Raw genomic sequence first — 16522 nt, forward strand, 5'->3', positions numbered from 1 at the left:
TCTGTCAGAGATCTAAATGGGTTCTGGAGGGAGGTTGTGGGGTACAGCCAGGCGTCAGATCAGAAGATCGACCACCCGGTGCGGTCGGACAGGTCAGCGAGAGCCGCCGTGCCTGCCAGGGAATTTCCCTTGGAATCCAGCCGCGGGCTCCAGACGCAGATGGCGCACTCGCCGGGGACGATCGCCAAGATGCCGCCGCCCACACCGCTTTTCCCCGGAAGTCCCACGCGGTAGGCAAACTCGCCGGCTGCGTCATACATGCCGCAGGTCAGCATGATGGAGCCGATGCGCTTGGCCTCGCTCCTGGAGATCACCGCGCCCTGCGCTCCGCGACCATCCTGCGCGAGGAAAAGACCTGCCTTGGCCACCTCCACGCAGGTCATCATGATTGAGCACTGCCTGACGTAGTTCTCGACCACTGCCTGTGCGGGCCGCCGCAGGTTGCCGAATTCCTTCAGGAAGTGGGCGAGGGCCAGGTTGCGGCTGCTGCTGGAGAGTTCACTCCTTGCGGCGATCTCGTCGATGAAAGGACCCGGTTGACCGACCTGGCCGGTGAGGAAACGCAGGACCTGAGCGGCGGCGTCCGGAGATCTTTCCATCAGATGGTCGGTGACCACCAGGGCGCCGGAGTTGATGAAGGGGTTCCGCGGGACCCCGTGCTCGACTTCAAGCTGGACCAGGGAGTTGAAGGACGTCCCTGACGGCTCGCGCAGGACCCTGGACCACAACGAGCCGGAGTCATCGGCGCTGAGGGCCATCGCCAAGGTGAAGACCTTGGAGATGCTCTGGATGGAGAACGGAAGACCGGCGTCGCCGGAACTGAACACTTCCCCGGACGTCGTGGCAACTGCGATGCCGAAACGGTCGAACGGCGGGGACTGCAGGTGGGGAATGTTTGCGGGAACTGACCCCGCTTCCGTCCGGGGCCGGTGGCTGCGGACAATGTCATCCAGTACTAGGCCAAGCGGCGGCGAATCGAGTGCTGTCATCATTTCTTGCCCAGGTGCTCCTTCTGCGTGCCGGCCCACTCCTGAACATGAAGCAGGGCGACCAGTGAATGGCGGGGATTGCCGAGGTCCAGCCCGGTGATCCGGCTGACCTTGCCGATCCGGTAGTAGACGGTGTTCTTATGTAGCTGCATCCGCTTGGCGCACTCGGCCACGTCCAGGGAAGCGTCGAAGAAGGCCCGCAGGGTTTCGGCAAGTTCCGCGTCTTCGCGGAGCAGGGCCCAAAGGCTGCGGTGCCGGAAGGCCGCCGTCGTAAAGTTCTCCACGGCGTCGTGGAAGAGGATCTCGGCTTCGAAGTCGTCCACCTCGGCCACCGGGGCTTCGCCGGACCGGCGCATGCAGCCCAGCAGGGCCTCGGATATTCCGGTCACGGAATGGAGGGAGAGCAGGTCGGCGACCGTGGGTCCGACGGCGGCAAAGGTGCTGATGCCGAGGTGCTTGGTGGCGTCCTTGACGATTGCCTCGGCCAGGCTCCGCAGCCCAGCGCCGGCGTTGGCGGACTGGAGTCCGGGAAGGATCACGGCGGTGTCGCCACGAAACTGTCCCACGATGGCTGAGGGCTTGTAGGCGGCCGCATGGATTGAAGCGAGGTTGGCCAGCTCGCCGTGTTTGAGTGCGGCGTCGTTCTCCTGGGCTTCGGATGCCGAGAGGCCAATCAGGATCAGGGCCGCGGGACGGTCCGCAGGGATTTTCTCGCTGTGTGCGCTCGCCGCAGCCTCGGCGGGACCCGAAAGGAGGCGCACGATCCGGTCCTCGCGCATGTGCACGGACTGCTGGTTGCGGTACCGGATCAGCTCGGCGGAGGCCCGCGCGGCTGAGCCCGTGAGCACGTAGTCGACGTCGTCGCCGAAGCCGCCGCCGGTTTCCTGGAGCCATATGTAGCCCATGATGCGGTCGCCGGCGAACAGGCTGATGGCAACGCGCTCCCGCAGGCCATCCTGAGGCCGGGCAGGCACCCGGACCGGCAGGCGGGTCCGGTGCAGCTCACGGTAGGCCCCGAGGTCCTTGAGTAGAAGTTCGTACTTGCGCGGGCCGCGCCGGGCCAGAATCGAGGCCTTGCGCAGCTCGTCAATGGCGTTGGTGACCGTGGAGTACGCCAGGACCTTGTTGGCGGCGTCCTCGATCACCACGTGGCTGGAGGTCAGGCGGGCCGTGGTCTGGGCGATGGCGAAGAGGTCTTCCTCGAGCAGGGTCAGTACTTCGCTCTGGTAGCTGGGCGGCTGGATCCTGTCCTTGGCGATGGACAGCAGGCGGTCCCAGTCTGCCGCCGGGTCCACCAGCAGCAGCCCGGTTCCGGCGGCGCGCAGCAGCTCTTCCGCTTCCGCCAGTTCCTCGTGGCTGCCCTTGACCGCCAGGACCAGTGGAGGGCTTTTCAAGAGGCGCCGCACCGCCGGCAAGGCGGAGCGTCCGCGCACGCCGATCAGCAGGACAAACGCAGACCCGCCGTCGGAGGTCTCGTCGTCGGCGTCAACGATTAGAAAGCGTTCGATCGCCGCGTCCGTGCGGGACGGCCGAAGCATCAGGCTGGCGAAACCGAGGGGGAGATCCGCGAGGATGTCGTCCACTGTAGCTGCGGCCATGGGCTTCCTTCTGACATCGGCACCCGCCCGGACTGCTTTGTCCGGACACCTCATGCTATCCAGCCGCCTTCGCCAAAAGTATAGAAAATATCCTAAATTACGCAGCCAGTTTTAGGTCTGCGGACCAAGGCGGGGGCCGCGGACCTACTCCGCGTTACCGGTAATTTGTGGTTATTTGTCGGCGAGAGGCGCGCCCCATGCAGCCCAAAGCCAACACCACCCCATCGATTGCCCCGTAAGTGCCGTAATCACTCCTCAAAAGGGCATCTACGGAGCAATCGACGGGGTTTGAGGACCGGAAAGGGACCGGTCATCATGGAGTGTTGGTGCGTCATTGCGGACCTGACGTCCGCCGCACCGCCGCTAGCACTGACGCACACAGGAGAACGCATGGAGACGCCCCCGGAGCTCATTGACTTCACCGCAGGCCACGCCCGTTCCGGTGATCTGGACGTTTCCTGGATCCACGGATCAGAATCGGCGAAGCACAACGCGGACCCGGACATCCAGGTCCATGCCTACGACGAGCACACCTTCATCCTGCGCCAGAACATGGCGGTCAACTATGAGGCGCCGTTCATGTTCCTGCTGTTCGGCAGCGCCCGGGCCGTGCTCATCGATACCGGCGCCACCGCATCCCCGGACTTTTTCCCCCTGCGCCGCGTTGTCGACGGCCTCATGGAAACCTGGCTTGCCGCTCATCCCCGTGACGGCTACCGGCTCCTTGTCCTCCATACGCATCCGCATGGCGACCATGTTGCGGGGGACGCCCAGTTCGCCGGCCGCCCCGGCACCGTCCTTGTGGACGCGGACCGGGACAGTGCGTGGGAATTCTTCGGATTCACCGGCGCTTCCGGCAATACCGGCGACGACGGCGGCGGCGGGTTTGGCGGCGGCGCTTCGCCGGCAGACGTGGAGCCGGCGCAGGTGGATCTGGGCGGCCGCGTCCTGCAGTGCTGGCCCAGCCCGGGGCACCACAACGCGGCGGTCACGTTCTACGATCCCCACACCGGGTTCCTCCTCACCGGGGACACGGTCTATCCCGGCCGGCTGTACATCCAGGACTGGCCCGCGTTTGTCCGCACCATCGACCGGCTGATCGGGTTCTGCAGCACCCACCCCGTCACCCACGTCCTGGGCTGCCACATCGAAATGTCGCGGCAGCCCGGCGTCGACTATCCGGTCTTCACCACGTACCAGCCCGACGAACCACCGCTGCAGATGACCGTCGAGCAACTCCGGGAGATCCGCCGGGCCATCGCCGAGGTAGGCGGACGCCCCGGCCGGTACGTGTTCCCCGGCTTCATCCTCTGCCTCGAAGGGGCCTGAGGCGGCAGCTGTCGGTGACCCTCAGCGGCCCCGCAGCGACGCCGCGGCCGGGACGCCGGGCGGGAAATCAGGCAGCGCCCCTGCGGGCGTGTGGAAGATCCACAACGACAGCGCACGGTAGGTGGCCCAGTCGTCGTCGGCCGCCTGCAGGGACGCGATCTCGGTTCCGTCCGGCTGCCCGGTGGTGCGGATCACCTGCAACCGGACCGGTGCAGCCTCCGGCAGCCGGAGCGTGACCGGCCCCGAAGCCGGCAGCGTTCCGCGCGGGAAACGAACCGCAGCGCCACCGACCGAAATGTCCAGCAGCTCTCCGCCGGCGCCTTCGGCTTCCACCGGCGCGGACACCTCCATCCGGTAGGCGTTGCGGCGGGAAGTGGCGAATTCGGCGGCCCGGATCCGCCGCGTCCCGAGAACCAGGACCACGCCGGCGAGCACCAGTCAGGCGCCGGAGGCCACGGTGGAACCGGGCGTCGTGCGCCAGGGCACCAGCCCGGCCAGTCCGGCCGCCGCGTACAGAATCACCGCGGCGATGAGGACAACCATCACGATGAGGATTCGCGGCGTCCGGCCCCGGAGCCGGAGGTCGGCGGCGCCCTTGGGCGTCACCTGGAACTCCAGGATGTTCCGGGACATGAGCCACCAGAGGCACGCGAGGCCTACCGGGACGCGGAAGATCCGCAGGGCGAAGGCCGTGGGCCAGTGGATTTCGTTGCGCATGAGCTGCTTTGACCCCCACAGGCGCACGGTGAACATGACCAGGAAGACCCCGGTGAAGAGCAGCGGGCCGGCGGTGGAGGTCTGTGCCCCGGACAGCATGATCACTACCGGAATCAGGAAAGCCACCAGCGTGGCGATGCCCTCCAGCCACCACAGCGTGCCGTTGAGGTACTCGTGGTAATTCCGCCACGACATCCAGCCCTTCGCCGCCCACAGTTTCTCGTGGACGAGGATCTGCATCGCGCCCATGCCCCAGCGCCGGCGCTGCAGCAGGTACTGGTCCGGCGTCGCCGGTGCGAGCCCGACGGCGAGCGTCTGGTGGTGGTAGACGGTCCGCCAGCCGCGCCGGACGAGTTTGAGCGTGGTGTGCATGTCCTCGGTAATCGTCTCGGTCGCCACGCCGCCCACCTCTTCCAGGGCGCTCAGTCGCAACAACGACGTCGACCCGCACCAGAACGGCCCGGCGTCGGGAACGTTGCGGGACGCCATGAGGACGTTGAAGAAGGTGCCCTGCTCCCCGGTGATGCCGTCGTCGTCGAACGCGCCGCCGTTGTAGAAGGACTGCGGGCCCTGGATCAGGGCGATCTCGGGGTCTTCGAACCAGCCCAAGGTGGCGGTGAGGAATGTGGGCAGCGGGACGTGGTCGCAGTCCAGGACGGCGATGATGTCGATGCCGGGGCCGCCCGCGGCCTTTTCGGCGGCCATCAGGCCCAGGGCGTGGTTCATGTTGCCGGCCTTGGCGTGGTCGTGGACGGCCCGGCGGACGTACCGGGCACCATAGGCGATGCACATTTCCTCGACCCAGGGCCGGTCGCCGTCGTCGAGAACCCACGTCTCATGCGCCGGGGCCAGCTCGCAGGCGGCGGCGACCGTGGGCGTCAGAACCTCGATGGGCTCGTTGTACGTGGGGATCAGCACCGCAACCCGCATGCCGTTCGGGGCCTCCGTCACGGGCGCCGGGGGATGGCTGTCGATGTTCCACACGGACCATGCCTTCAGGATGAGGCCGGCCAGCGGCAGGGCCTCGAAAGTGACCAGGATCCAGGCGATGGTCAGGTTCCATTCCCCCGACGGCATCGTGAACAGGACACGCCAGGTCAGGTACAGGACCAGGGCAACGATGGCCGCGATGCCGCCCACATGCGCCAGGCGCCGTGACCGGGGTGCCTCCGGTCCCGGAGGTCCCAGGCGGGCGGCCCAGCCGGCAATGCCGGCACGGGTCAGCGCCGTGGCATCAAGTGGAACGGGCCGCGGCGCAACGGATCTTCCGGCGGAGAGTGGTTCAGCCGATGCGCTGTCGGCGCGCTGCCGTAGGTCTTCACGGACATTTTCACGAGGCACGTGATCTCCCTCAGCTAGATCCGGTGCTCAATGTCCGATCAGCGTAGCCGCGCGGCGGTGTTTTTGGCCGGGTTGTCCGCAATCCTTGGACAATACTGCGTCTGGGGTGCCGTGCGGGAGGCGCCGCGGTCCATCGGGCTCTGTTAGGGCCCGCCACTTCGTTCAAAGCGGCTTCGTCTGTGAATCAGTGCGCTGCCAGGTTGTTCGCGTCCTCGGGCCCGACGAAGTTGCATGAGCCCGGATGACGCACGGGCAGCGAGCAGGTGCGCCCGGTGGGTAGGTGGACGTTGGCGCACCGTCCGGCCATGGCCACGTCTTCCCGGACATGTGTGACGTGGGTGCTGCTGAGCGCCTCGGTTGCTTCCTCGCGACTGGTGGGCTGGGGGTTTCCGGATGCACTGTGCTCTTGGCTGTTCACGGCTGGAACTCCTCGGGATTTGCTGTGCAGGCAGGATGGGAAGGATGCTTAGTTTGTCCGAAGTCCCCAGCCTCGCACGGGCGGGTTAACACGGGGTTACGGGGGCGTAAGGTTCCCGTCTCGGCGGGGACACCCCTTTGCCCCCGCCCGCCTGTTCCTCATACTGGAAGGGCAGATCCGCGATGCCGGCAGGCGAGGACGGTGGTGGCTGATGAGCAGTGGGGTGAGCGGTTCAAACAGCGCGTTCCGGCGTCGGGTGGAGCGGGCCGCGGAACTCCGGGCGGTGCGGGTCTCGGGCAGCACCGCCCAGGAGAACGACGCGCTCAACGCGGCCGAGGAAGAACTCCGGCAAAAGCGCGCCAAGGTCGACGACGCCGCCAAGGCCGAGTACCTGATCCGGGACGCCATGGCGCAGGGCAAGTTCGACAACCTCAAATACGCCGGCAAACCCATTCCAGGGCCGGGCGAGGCGTATGACCCCGACTGGTGGGTCAAGGGCCTGATCCAGCGGGAGAACATCTCCGGCCTGGGCCCGAAAGCGATCCTGCTCCGCACCGAGGACGTCGAACTTGATGCCCGTCTGGACGCCCAGTTCAGCGAAAAACAGGTGCGCGAGATCGTGGAGGACTTCAACGCGAGGGTCATCGATGCCCGGCGGCAGCTCCAGGGCGGGCCACCCGTGATCACCAAGACGCGCGACGTCGACGTCGAACTGGACCGCTGGCGGGGGCGCCGGGCTGCCGCGGCCACCGCTGACCCGCCCGAGCCGGAACCAAAGCAGTCCTGGTGGCGGCGACTCTGGAACGGGGCCGGCTAACCGGCTCTGGCTAAGCGCTGTCCGGGGCGTGCCCGGTGGAGCCCCGGACCACAAGCTGCGTTGGAACGAGGTACAGGCGCTGCGGAAGATCCCGGGTTTCCCGCCGTTCCAGGATGAACTTCCCCGCCTGCAGGCCCACGGCGAAGTTGCCGTTGTCCACCGAGGTCAGGGACAAGTGGCGTATGCGGGCGAGGTACGTGTTGTCGTATCCGACCAGCGAGAGGTCGCCCGGTACCGTGAGGCCCTGGTCGGCGGCCGCTGAGAGCGCGCCGATGCAGGCGAGGTCGTTGAAGGCGAAAATCGCGGTGGGCCGCTCCGGTCCGGCGAGCAGGCGGTGGGCGGCGTCGGATCCGCTTTCCTCACTCATGCCGCCGGCCACGACCCAGGGATCCAGCCCGGCATCCCGCATCGCATCCTCGTAGCCGGCCCGTCGCAGCCGGCCGATCTCGCCGGGGCCCTGAAGGTGGGCGATGCGCCGGTGCCCGAGGGCGATGAGGTGCTCGGCCGCCTGGCGGGCACCGGAGGCGTCGTCGTCAACCACGATGTCCGCTCCGGGCAGGGCGGGCTCCCGGGTGCCGGCGAGGACCACCGGCACACTGGCGATGGCGGCCTCCAGGGCGGCTTCCTCTGAGGTGGTGCCGACCACCACAATGCCGTCGATGCGCTGCTCCAGCAGGGTTTCCACGGAACGGCGGCCCACCCGGTGGTCGGTGTAGGAATCGACGAGGACGGGGGAGACGCCGGCTGCGTGCAGCGTCGCGCTCAGGCCCTCGAGGAGTTCGACAAACCAGGGATTCCGGAGGTCGTTGAGCAGCACGCCGACAGTGCCGCTGTGCGGGCTGGAAAGCCCGCGGGCAAGCTGGTTAGGCCTGTAGTCGAGCTCGGCCATCGCGTCCAGGACGGCCTGCCGGCGGCCGGCGCCGACGTTGGAGGATCCGCCCAGCACCAGGGACACGAGGGATTTGGACACCCCGGCGCGCTCGGCGACGTCGCGGATGGTGGGCCGGCGGGGCGGTTGGCCGGGGGCCGGCGGGTGGTTCATGGCGCTCCTCCTCTGGATGCCGTCCCAGCATAAGGGGTTGACGAGCGTTACCGACAAAGTCCATTATGGACCGGTCCAAGTGGTTGTCCAATAGTGTTTGTCCAGCAGTGAGGAATTGTTATGAGTGCACCACAGTCGCCGAAGCCGGCCCGCCCCGAGACAGGAGGCTGACGTGCTGCGCTTCGCCCTCCTGGGGGCCGGTTTCATCGGTTCCGTTCACGCCGCCAACCTCGCCGCCCATCCCGGCGTCGAATTTTCCCGCGTCTATGACATCGACCAGAACCGAGCCAAGGCCCTGGCTGACACGCACGGAACCCGCACCGCCCGGGACCTGGACGAGGTGTTCGACCCCGAACAAATTGACGCGGTCTTCATCGCCTCCTCCACCGACACCCACGCCCAGCACTTGGTCCGCGCCGCCGACGCCGGGCTGGCCGTATTGTGCGAGAAGCCGATTGACCTGGACCTTGACCGGGCCCGGGAGGCCGCCGCCCACGCAGCCGGCCGCGCCGTCCCGGTCATGGTCGACTTCAACCGCCGCTTCGACCGCGACTATGCCGAACTTAAGCGGGTCATCGACGCCGGTGAGATCGGCGACGTCGAACTCCTCCAGCTCACCACCCGCGGGCCGGCCCTGCCGCCGCTGTCGTACATCGCCACATCAGGCGGCCAGATGCGAGACCAGACCGTGCACTTCTTCGACCTCGCCCGCTGGCTCACCGGGCTGGACCCGGTGGACGTTTTCGCCGTCGGCTCCGCCCTGTCCGATCCCCGCCTGGCCGAGTACGACGACGTCGACACCTCCGCGGTCACGCTCCGGCTGCCCACCGGTGCGCTGGTACAGATCGACAGCGTCCGGCGCACGGGCTACGGCTACGACGAGCGGATCGAGGTCATGGGCTCCGCGGGCCTGGTCGAGGCAGGACGCCGCCGCACCGGAGCCGTGTCCAGGTACCGCGCAGGTCAGGTGGTGGACGACGGGCTGCACCCCGGCTGGTTCGAACGCGTCCAGCCCACCTACGCCGCCGCCCTGGCCCACTTCGTCGCCGCGGTGGAAGGCGGAACTGCCCTGACGCCCTCGCTCGACGACGGGCTCAAGGCCCAGGCCATCGCGGAGGCCGCCACCCGCTCCCTGCACACGGGCCGCTCGGAGCGGATCGAGTACACGGCCATGACTGCCTCCGGGCACGTTAACGGCGCCCACCCCACGGCGGCCCGCTCATGACCGGGAACCGCTCGCTCGACTGGCGGGCGCTAATCGAGGGACGGCCGCTTTCGTTGCTGTTTCGTCGCCGCCCGCCGTTCCTTTGCGGCGAGGCGCCGGCGGTTCGAGCCCCTGGTCGGTTTGGTCGCCCGGCGTCGGGCAGCATCGGGAGCAAGACCCTCTGCCACGAGGTCGGCGAGCTTGGCCAGGGCGATCTCGCGATTGCGCAGCTGGGAGCGCCGCTCGGAGGCGGTCACGGTGATCACCCCGGTGATGAGGCGCGGTCCGAGACGCATGACCTGCATCAGCCGTTGGCCGTCCGAAAGCGCCGCCGAGGCGGCGACGTTCCACGAGAGTTCGACGCGGCTGTCCGAGGTATTGACGTGTTGACCGCCTGGCCCGGACGAACGCGAGAACCGCCAACGCAATTCCGGCGCGGGAATCGTGAGCGCAGGCGATATCTCCAGATCCATGCAACTAGCGTCGCACGATATGGGCGCGATCGAAGCCCTCATCCCCGCGCAGGCTCAGCATGACCATCTCATGACAGTGCCCGTCCGCACGCTGAACTCCCAGAGAGCGATCCTGCGCTGTGAGCCGGTTTGGTGAACCTCAGCGGCACGGACCAGTCTCCGTCTATGAGCTCGCCGGCTCTTCACGCCGTTCGAGCGTCTGTCCGTACGGGACATCGCGGCTTACAGCGACGGTGTAGCTGGTGTATCCGTGCTGGGTAACGAGGATGCCGTGGCGGCATTCCTTCATGGCGTGTTCGCGGGCGATCTCTACGGCGGCGTTCAGGTCGTTTTCGACGGTGTCCGGGTCGTGGGCGGTGATTTCCAGGACGACGTCCGAGTGGCGCTTGATCATCGTGGTCTCTTTCTAGGCGGGATGTGCCGGGGTCCTCAGCGGGCACGGGTTTCCGGGGTCCGGGCATACCCGGGGAGGCGGAAAGCGGTGGTTCCAGAGGGGTTGCCCGACATTCTCTGATGGGGCGGTGGCCGGCCGAAGTATCTGGCGGGCTGGATCGGCGGAAGCAATCTCCTGCGGATCTGTAGCCAGTGTGGATGATCGGCGGACCGGGCGCAATACCAAAGTCCGAAAAAGTCGGCTGTGGCGGTTCCGTGCCCGCCCCTCCTTGAGTGCTGGCATTACGCAACGGCCGCTATCAGGAGGCCCAGGCAATTGCCGCTGCAACGTGCCGTGGCCCCGCGCGGGCAATCGGGGTAGCCTGCGCTTAGGCGCACACACTGCGAACCTGCAGGTCGGCACGAAGCGGGCGATGCCCATGAAGAAGTTCGGAACACAAGACGGCCACAGCCCGCGGCCTGCGGCTTCGGCCGAGTCGGGGCGCCCGTCACCGCCCCGCGCGCCGTTGCGCCTTGCCGCCACGCTGGCGTTTGCCGGCTTCGCGGTGTCGGTGATTGCCGGGCTGCTCCATGCCGATACGGCCACCGCGAACGACCATGCGGCGACGTTCACGGAGTACGCCCGCAGCGGCATCTGGACTGCCGTCCACCTGGGGCAGTTCGCTGGCATGGCGCTTCTCATCTCCGGGCTGGTGGTCCTGCTGGTGGTCCTGAAAGCGCCGGACGGAGCCTTGGCCTGGGCGGCCCTCTTCGGTGCGGTGGCAGCGGTCGCCGCACTGGCACTGTATGCCTCCCTCCAGGCCGTCGACGGGGTTGCCCTCAAGCACGCCGTGGACGCCTGGGCTGCCGCCGCGGAGCCGGAGAAAACCGCCCGGTTTGCGACCGCCGAGGGCATCCGGTGGCTGGAGTGGGGCATGCGCAGCTACCAGAACTTCGTGCTGGGTGCGGCCCTGCTCCTGACCGGTGCCGTGGTTGTTGGGGCACGCCGCGTCTCCGGACTGATCGGCTATCTCATGGCGCTCTCCGGGCTGGCGTACGTTGCCCAGGGCTGGATTGTCGGGGCCGAAGGCTTCTCCTCGGCGAACACCACTCCCACGCTGGCCGGGATTGTCCTGATCCTGATGTGGTCCGTGTGGCTGCTGGTCAGCGCCTGGTTCGGGAAGGACGCGCAGGCCCGGAACCGGAGACGCGGGTAGCGGGCCCGCACCCGGCGAGTTCGCCGGAAACCTGCCCAGTCGCCGGAACATTCCGGCGAGCTCGCAGGCTTCCGGCGAACTCGCCGGGCCTCTCAGGGCAGCTGGTAGCGGATACCCCAGCTGAGACGCCACGTCTCGCCGGGGGCCAGCCAGCGCACTCCTTTGCCGCTGTTCAAGGCATCGGCCGGGGCCGTCATGGGCTCCACCGCCACCGCTGTGACCAGGCCGCCGTCGGTTGGGAAAATGCGGGTCGTGAAGGCCTGGACATAGCCGAAGGACGCATCCATGAATAGTTGCACCTGGCTGCCGTCCGGGGCTTCCAGATAGTGAAGCGAGCTGCCGTCCGGTTCCCGGCAGACGTCGCTCCACGCATCATCGAGGGCGACGTCGCCCACACGTTGCCCTGCCCGGAAGTCGTGCCGGGTCCCGCGGACGGCCGCGGTGGCACCGGTCGGGTTCAGCCGCTCATCGACCTCGATGTGCGTGTCGGCATTGATGAACAGCGTCAGGTCTTCCGTGGGCACAGCGCCCAGCCTGAGGAACGGGTGCGCCCCGACGGCGACCGGGGCTGTCCGTCTGCCCGTATTCGTCAGGCTGTGGGTGACAAGAAGCCCGTCCTCCGCGAGTTGGTAGCGGACCGCCGTCGCGAGTTCAAAGGGGTAGCCCGGTGCGGGCGCGACATCGGCCGCCAGCGCGATGCTGTCCGCCGTCCGGTTCGCGACCCTGTATGCGGCGCCGGACAGCAGCCCGTGCAGGGCGTTGCCGTTGACGGGTTCCGTGATCTCCAGTTGCTGCGGGACGCCGTCGTAGGTCCACTTTCCATCCGCCACCCGGTTGGGCCATGGCACCAGGACCCAGCCCGCGCACGACGGCGGTCCGGCCGCGGCGGGGTAGTCCTGCAGGAGGGCGATGCCGTCGATTTCGAGGGCCCGCAGGCTGGCGGCGATTTCCGTCACGACTGCTCGTTGGCGGCGGCCTCCCAACGCGGCCTGCAGTTCGTAGTTCTCGCCCATCGGTGCCAGGCTTTGGTTCTGCACTGTCTGGTTCTGCATGGTCAGCCTGTCTGGGACGTGGGTGCGGGCAGGATGGCGGTGGTTGTGCCGATGCCTGCGGGATCGGCCAGGAACTGTGCAAAGGCCAGCTCTGCAGCTCCGATCATCATCAGGTCGGAACCGAGCGCCGCACGGTAGATCTTGACCTGGCCCGCGGGGCCGTCCATTGCCTGGGACAGCAGCGTTCCGTTCAACGACGTCGGCGCGAGCGCATGCAGCGTCCCCAGGAAACCGTCCAGGACGATTGCCTCCGGGTTGAAGATGTTCACCGCATTGCGCAGGGCTATGCCCAGATACAGCAGCTGTCGGGCGACTTCGTCGTTCACCTCGGCACTGCTGCTGTTCGCGAGGGCGTTTTCGAGGTCCGCGGTGTCGCCGCGGGTCAAGCCGGCCAGTTCCAGGAGGCGGGATTGGGAGACTTCGGTTTCCAGGCAGCCCGTGGCACCGCAATGGCAGGTCTTGCCTCCCGTGCGGACAAAGGTGTGGCCGAGTTCCCCGGCGTAGCCGGAGGCCCCCCGGAGCAGCTGTCCGTCGGAGATGATCCCGCCGCCAATGCCGCTGGCGCCGCCGTTGAGGTAGATCAGGTTCCCCTGCCCGGCACCAGCCCCGAAAATCAGCTCGGCTTCGGCGCCCAGGGAGGCGTCGTTGGCGGCCAGGCACGGGTAGCCGGTGGCCTCGCTCAGCATCCGGGCGACCGGCTCATTGCGCCAGCCCAGGTGCGGTGCATGCCGCACCACGCCGTCGTCGCGATTGACCAGGCCGGGCACGGCCATGCCGATTCCGGTGATCCGGTAAGAGGCATCCAGTTCGGAACGCATCCCGGCGATCACAGCCGAGGCGATATTCACCGCTTCCCGGGCGCTCGGTATCCGTTCGGTTTCGAAGCGGATTTTCTTTTGCACCTTCCCGCCGAGGCTGACCAGGCCAATGGTGACGGCGTCGATTTCCGGGTTGACGGCCAGTGCCGCAACCGACGGGCTGGGATGGACCTCCGGGCTGGGCCGGCCAACCTGCCCCTCGCCGGCGGGAGCCGTTTCATAGACCACGCCCAGGGAGACGAGCTGCCCGATCAGCGTCCCGACGGTGGAGCGGTTCAGCCCTGTGTGCCGGGTCAGCTGGGCGCGGCTGAGTACGCCGTGGTGATGGACGAGGGAGGTCAGCAGCGACAGATTGTTCCGGCGCGACGGATCCGGTTCGCTCACAGGCGCGGAAGCATGGGTACGTGGAGGCATCATCGTGACACTATCAGCGGCCGAACACCGTGCGGTCCAGGAATGAGTTAAGGAATTTTCCGGCCGGATCCAGCCGGCCAGCCAGCGCGGTGAAGTCGGCAAAGCGGGGATACAGCGGGGCGATGCTGGCCGCACCGCCGTGGAACAGTTTGCCCCAATGCGGCCTGGCGGCGAACGGGGCCAGCTCCGCTTCGAGGAGGGGCAGGATGGCGCTCACTGCCGGCTCATCCTGGCGCCAGGTGAAGTGCAGGCCGATCCCGTCCCTGCCGTAGTTGGGGCTGAGCCACAGCTGGTCTGCCGCTATGGTGCGGATTTCCCCGACCAGGAGCAGGGGAGTGACCACGCTGGAGAGCCTGCGCATCGTGCGGATGGCCGCCACGGCATGCTCCCGCGGGATCAGGTATTCGCTCTGCAGCTCGTCGCCTTTGCTGGGCGTGAAATCCATCCGGAAGTGGGCGACCCTGTCGGACCACGGTCCCGGAATGCCGAGTTGCTGCGTGCAGTTGCTTCCGGACACTCCTGGTAGCGGGTGCCGGGCCTGGGTGGCCGGCGTGCCGGAGAAGAATTCCGGCAATCCGGCGGGTGGCGCCGCCTGGTCTGTGCGGTTCTTGAGCCACGCCTGACCCACTGTGGCCCCGCTCCAGTCGGTGAACAGGCTCACGCTGTAGGCCGAGGACGTGACGTCGTCGAAACTCGCCAGGACCTGTTCCCAGTCCAGGCCTTCAAAGACACTCTGGGCAATCTCGAAGCTGGGCTCAATATCCAGGGTCAGGCGGCTCACAATGCCCAGTGCCCCCAGCCCCACCACCATGCCGGCAAAGTCGGCGTCGCCACGCCTGGCCGTGACCACTGTGCCATCCGAGGTGACCAGCTCAAGCGCCGCCACGGCCGTGGCGAGATTGCCGTTGCCATCCCCGGAGCCATGCGTGGCGGTGGCGACAGCTCCCGCAACCGAAATGTGCGGCAGGGAGGCGAGGTTGTGGAGCGCGAAGCCGTGGCGCTGCAGCTCCGCCGCGAGCGTCCCGTAGCGCGTACCACCACTGACCGTGACGGTCATGTTCTGGACGTCGATGCTGATGCCGGCATCGAGCCTGTCCAGCACCACCAGGGTCCCGGCGGTATCTGCAATGTCATTGAAGGAATGGCGGGACCCCAGCGCGCGGACCTTCCCGGCGCCGGCCACCAAGTCCTGCAGTTCCGCCACGCTGGCCGGATGGGCTATCCGCGCTGCCTGGTAGCCGTAGTTCCCCGCCCAGTTATGCTCGGTCACCATCTGATCAATCACGGTTGAATCCTTTACTCCAGGGCCTCATTGCCAGATGAGCTGCCGCATCGACTGCGATATTTGCTGTTGTTCACAACATAACAGCCGTTCATGAAATCCGCTAGAGAACAACAAAGTCATCCCGATATCTTCGCAAGCATGTGGTTGACACCACAGAAATCCATAATATGTTTGTGTATAGAACAATTCATTCTGAACCCAACGCACAGCAACCAGCCACACCTACCCCTCGGAGCATTCAATGGCGATTCAGCCCACCCGTGACGACAAGTTTTCCTTCGGCCTCTGGACGGTGGGCTGGGAGGCCCAGGACCAGTTCGGCTCAGCCACGCGCCCGCCGCTGGACACGGTCGAGGCCGTCAACCGGCTCAGCGACCTCGGCGCCTACGGCATCACCTTCCACGACAACGACCTCTTTCCCTTCGGTTGCTCCGCGGCTGACCGCCAGCGGGAAATCGACCGGCTGACGGGCGCACTGAAGGCCACCGGGATGATCGTCCCGATGGTCACCACCAACCTGTTCAGCCACCCGGTCTTCAAGGACGGCGGCTTCACCAGCAACGACCGCGGCGTTCGGCGCTTCGCCCTGCGCAAGGTGCTGGACAACATCGACCTCGCCGCCGAGCTCGGTGCCGAAACCTTTGTCATGTGGGGCGGGCGCGAAGGCAGCGAATACGACGCCGCCAAGGACATCCGCGGCGCCCTGGAACGCTACCGCGAAGCCGTGAACCTGCTGGGCGACTACGTCACGGACAAGGGCTACAACATCCGGTTCGCCATTGAGCCCAAGCCCAACGAACCCCGCGGCGACATTCTGCTGCCCACCCTGGGCCACGCCCTGGCATTCATCGAAACGCTCGAACGCCCCGAACTGGTGGGCATCAACCCCGAAACCGGGCACGAGCAGATGGCCGGCCTGAACTTCACCCACGGGATCGCCCAGGCGCTCTACCAGGGCAAGCTCTTCCACATCGACCTCAACGGCCAGCGCAGCATCAAGTTCGACCAGGACCTGGTGTTCGGCCACGGCGACCTGCAGAACGCGTTCTCCCTGGTGGACCTGCTCGAAAACGGCGGCCCCGACGGCGGCCCCGCCTACAACGGTCCGCGCCACTTCGACTACAAGCCCAGCCGCACGGAGGACATCGACGGCGTGTGGGACTCCGCCGCCGCCAACATGCAGACCTACCTGCTGCTCAAGGAACGCGCCAAGGCCTTCCGTGCAGATCCCGAGGTCCAGGCCGCGCTGCAGGCCTCCCGCGTGGCGGAAATCAACGAACCCACACTCAACCCGGGCGAAGGCTACGAACAGCTCCGCGCCGACCGTGCTTCCTACGAGGACTTCGACGCCGACGCCTACTTCGGCGGCAAGGGCTTCGGCTTCGTGAAGCTGCAGCAGCTCTTCATCGAGCACCTGCTCGGCGCCCGCTGATCCC

Annotated in this window: 16 protein-coding genes; 5 read left to right on the forward strand and 11 right to left on the reverse strand. The window is 67.1% G+C overall.

Features of this window, described 5'->3' with window-relative positions:
• Positions 1 to 59: 59 nt before the first annotated feature.
• The gene (locus tag AC1D2F_RS17290; protein ID WP_364744162.1) at positions 60 to 992 is read right to left on the reverse strand and encodes a glutaminase; all 933 of its coding nucleotides are present in this window, start codon (positions 990 to 992) and stop codon (positions 60 to 62) included.
• A complete protein-coding gene (locus AC1D2F_RS17295; RefSeq protein ID WP_229995773.1) occupies positions 989 to 2587 on the reverse strand; it encodes a PucR family transcriptional regulator in 1599 nt (532 codons plus the stop codon). Before AC1D2F_RS17295 ends, AC1D2F_RS17290 begins: the two co-directional genes overlap by 4 nt.
• A gap of 390 nt (positions 2588 to 2977) precedes the next feature.
• On the opposite strand from AC1D2F_RS17295, the gene AC1D2F_RS17300 reads away from it, so the two are divergent.
• Entirely contained in the window at positions 2978 to 3916 is a 939-nt protein-coding gene (locus AC1D2F_RS17300; RefSeq protein WP_229995774.1) for an MBL fold metallo-hydrolase, read from the forward strand.
• 21 nt (positions 3917 to 3937) lie between these two features.
• Here the strand turns inward: AC1D2F_RS17300 and AC1D2F_RS17305 are convergent, their stop codons facing one another.
• The 3 genes from AC1D2F_RS17305 to AC1D2F_RS17315 all read right to left on the reverse strand — a co-directional run bounded on the left by AC1D2F_RS17305 (position 3938) and on the right by AC1D2F_RS17315 (position 6392).
• Positions 3938 to 4339: a PilZ domain-containing protein gene (locus AC1D2F_RS17305; RefSeq protein ID WP_476967262.1), complete on the reverse strand. Its 402-nt coding sequence runs from the start codon at positions 4337 to 4339 to the stop codon at positions 3938 to 3940.
• A 15-nt stretch (positions 4340 to 4354) separates the two neighbouring features.
• Complete coding sequence (locus AC1D2F_RS17310; RefSeq protein ID WP_476967263.1) at positions 4355 to 5974, reverse strand: glycosyltransferase family 2 protein; 1620 nt, start codon at positions 5972 to 5974, stop codon at positions 4355 to 4357.
• Positions 5975 to 6158: 184 nt separating this feature from the next.
• On the reverse strand, positions 6159 to 6392 hold the full coding sequence (locus AC1D2F_RS17315; RefSeq protein WP_229995776.1) for a hypothetical protein: 234 nt from the start codon (positions 6390 to 6392) through the stop codon (positions 6159 to 6161).
• 211 nt (positions 6393 to 6603) lie between these two features.
• Between AC1D2F_RS17315 and AC1D2F_RS17320 the strand changes: the two genes are divergently transcribed.
• Positions 6604 to 7209: a DnaJ family domain-containing protein gene (locus AC1D2F_RS17320; RefSeq protein ID WP_476967264.1), complete on the forward strand. Its 606-nt coding sequence runs from the start codon at positions 6604 to 6606 to the stop codon at positions 7207 to 7209.
• A gap of 10 nt (positions 7210 to 7219) precedes the next feature.
• On the opposite strand, the gene AC1D2F_RS17325 is transcribed toward AC1D2F_RS17320, so the two are convergent.
• Positions 7220 to 8251: a LacI family DNA-binding transcriptional regulator gene (locus AC1D2F_RS17325; protein ID WP_364744152.1), complete on the reverse strand. Its 1032-nt coding sequence runs from the start codon at positions 8249 to 8251 to the stop codon at positions 7220 to 7222.
• A 172-nt stretch (positions 8252 to 8423) separates the two neighbouring features.
• Here AC1D2F_RS17325 and AC1D2F_RS17330 point away from each other — a divergent pair, with 172 nt between their 5' ends.
• The gene (locus AC1D2F_RS17330) at positions 8424 to 9476 is read left to right on the forward strand and encodes a Gfo/Idh/MocA family oxidoreductase (protein WP_229996179.1); all 1053 of its coding nucleotides are present in this window, start codon (positions 8424 to 8426) and stop codon (positions 9474 to 9476) included.
• A 29-nt stretch (positions 9477 to 9505) separates the two neighbouring features.
• Here the strand turns inward: AC1D2F_RS17330 and arfB are convergent, their stop codons facing one another.
• Both arfB and AC1D2F_RS17340 read right to left on the reverse strand, forming a co-directional pair.
• Positions 9506 to 9928, reverse strand: coding sequence for an alternative ribosome rescue aminoacyl-tRNA hydrolase ArfB (arfB, locus tag AC1D2F_RS17335; RefSeq protein WP_476967265.1), 423 nt, complete (start codon positions 9926 to 9928; stop codon positions 9506 to 9508).
• Between the two features lie 163 nt (positions 9929 to 10091).
• The gene (locus tag AC1D2F_RS17340) at positions 10092 to 10322 is read right to left on the reverse strand and encodes a hypothetical protein (protein WP_229996181.1); all 231 of its coding nucleotides are present in this window, start codon (positions 10320 to 10322) and stop codon (positions 10092 to 10094) included.
• Between the two features lie 418 nt (positions 10323 to 10740).
• On the opposite strand from AC1D2F_RS17340, the gene AC1D2F_RS17345 reads away from it, so the two are divergent.
• Positions 10741 to 11517 (forward strand): hypothetical protein, encoded by a 777-nt coding sequence (locus AC1D2F_RS17345; RefSeq protein WP_229996182.1) that lies wholly within the window; start codon positions 10741 to 10743, stop codon positions 11515 to 11517.
• A 92-nt stretch (positions 11518 to 11609) separates the two neighbouring features.
• Here AC1D2F_RS17345 and AC1D2F_RS17350 read toward each other — a convergent pair whose 3' ends face one another.
• The 3 genes from AC1D2F_RS17350 to AC1D2F_RS17360 are packed head-to-tail and all read right to left on the reverse strand — an operon-like array spanning position 11610 to position 15074.
• A complete protein-coding gene (locus tag AC1D2F_RS17350) occupies positions 11610 to 12569 on the reverse strand; it encodes an aldose 1-epimerase family protein (RefSeq protein ID WP_476967266.1) in 960 nt (319 codons plus the stop codon).
• Positions 12570 to 12571: 2 nt separating this feature from the next.
• Positions 12572 to 13771: an ROK family protein gene (locus tag AC1D2F_RS17355; RefSeq protein ID WP_229995847.1), complete on the reverse strand. Its 1200-nt coding sequence runs from the start codon at positions 13769 to 13771 to the stop codon at positions 12572 to 12574.
• Positions 13772 to 13814: 43 nt separating this feature from the next.
• Positions 13815 to 15074, reverse strand: a complete 1260-nt coding sequence (locus AC1D2F_RS17360; protein WP_229995854.1) for an FAD-binding protein — start codon at positions 15072 to 15074, stop codon at positions 13815 to 13817.
• 253 nt (positions 15075 to 15327) lie between these two features.
• Here AC1D2F_RS17360 and xylA point away from each other — a divergent pair, with 253 nt between their 5' ends.
• A complete protein-coding gene (gene xylA / locus AC1D2F_RS17365; RefSeq protein WP_229995848.1) occupies positions 15328 to 16518 on the forward strand; it encodes a xylose isomerase in 1191 nt (396 codons plus the stop codon).
• Positions 16519 to 16522 lie beyond the last annotated feature (4 nt).

This window comes from Arthrobacter sp. P1_B3, from assembly GCF_056406615.1.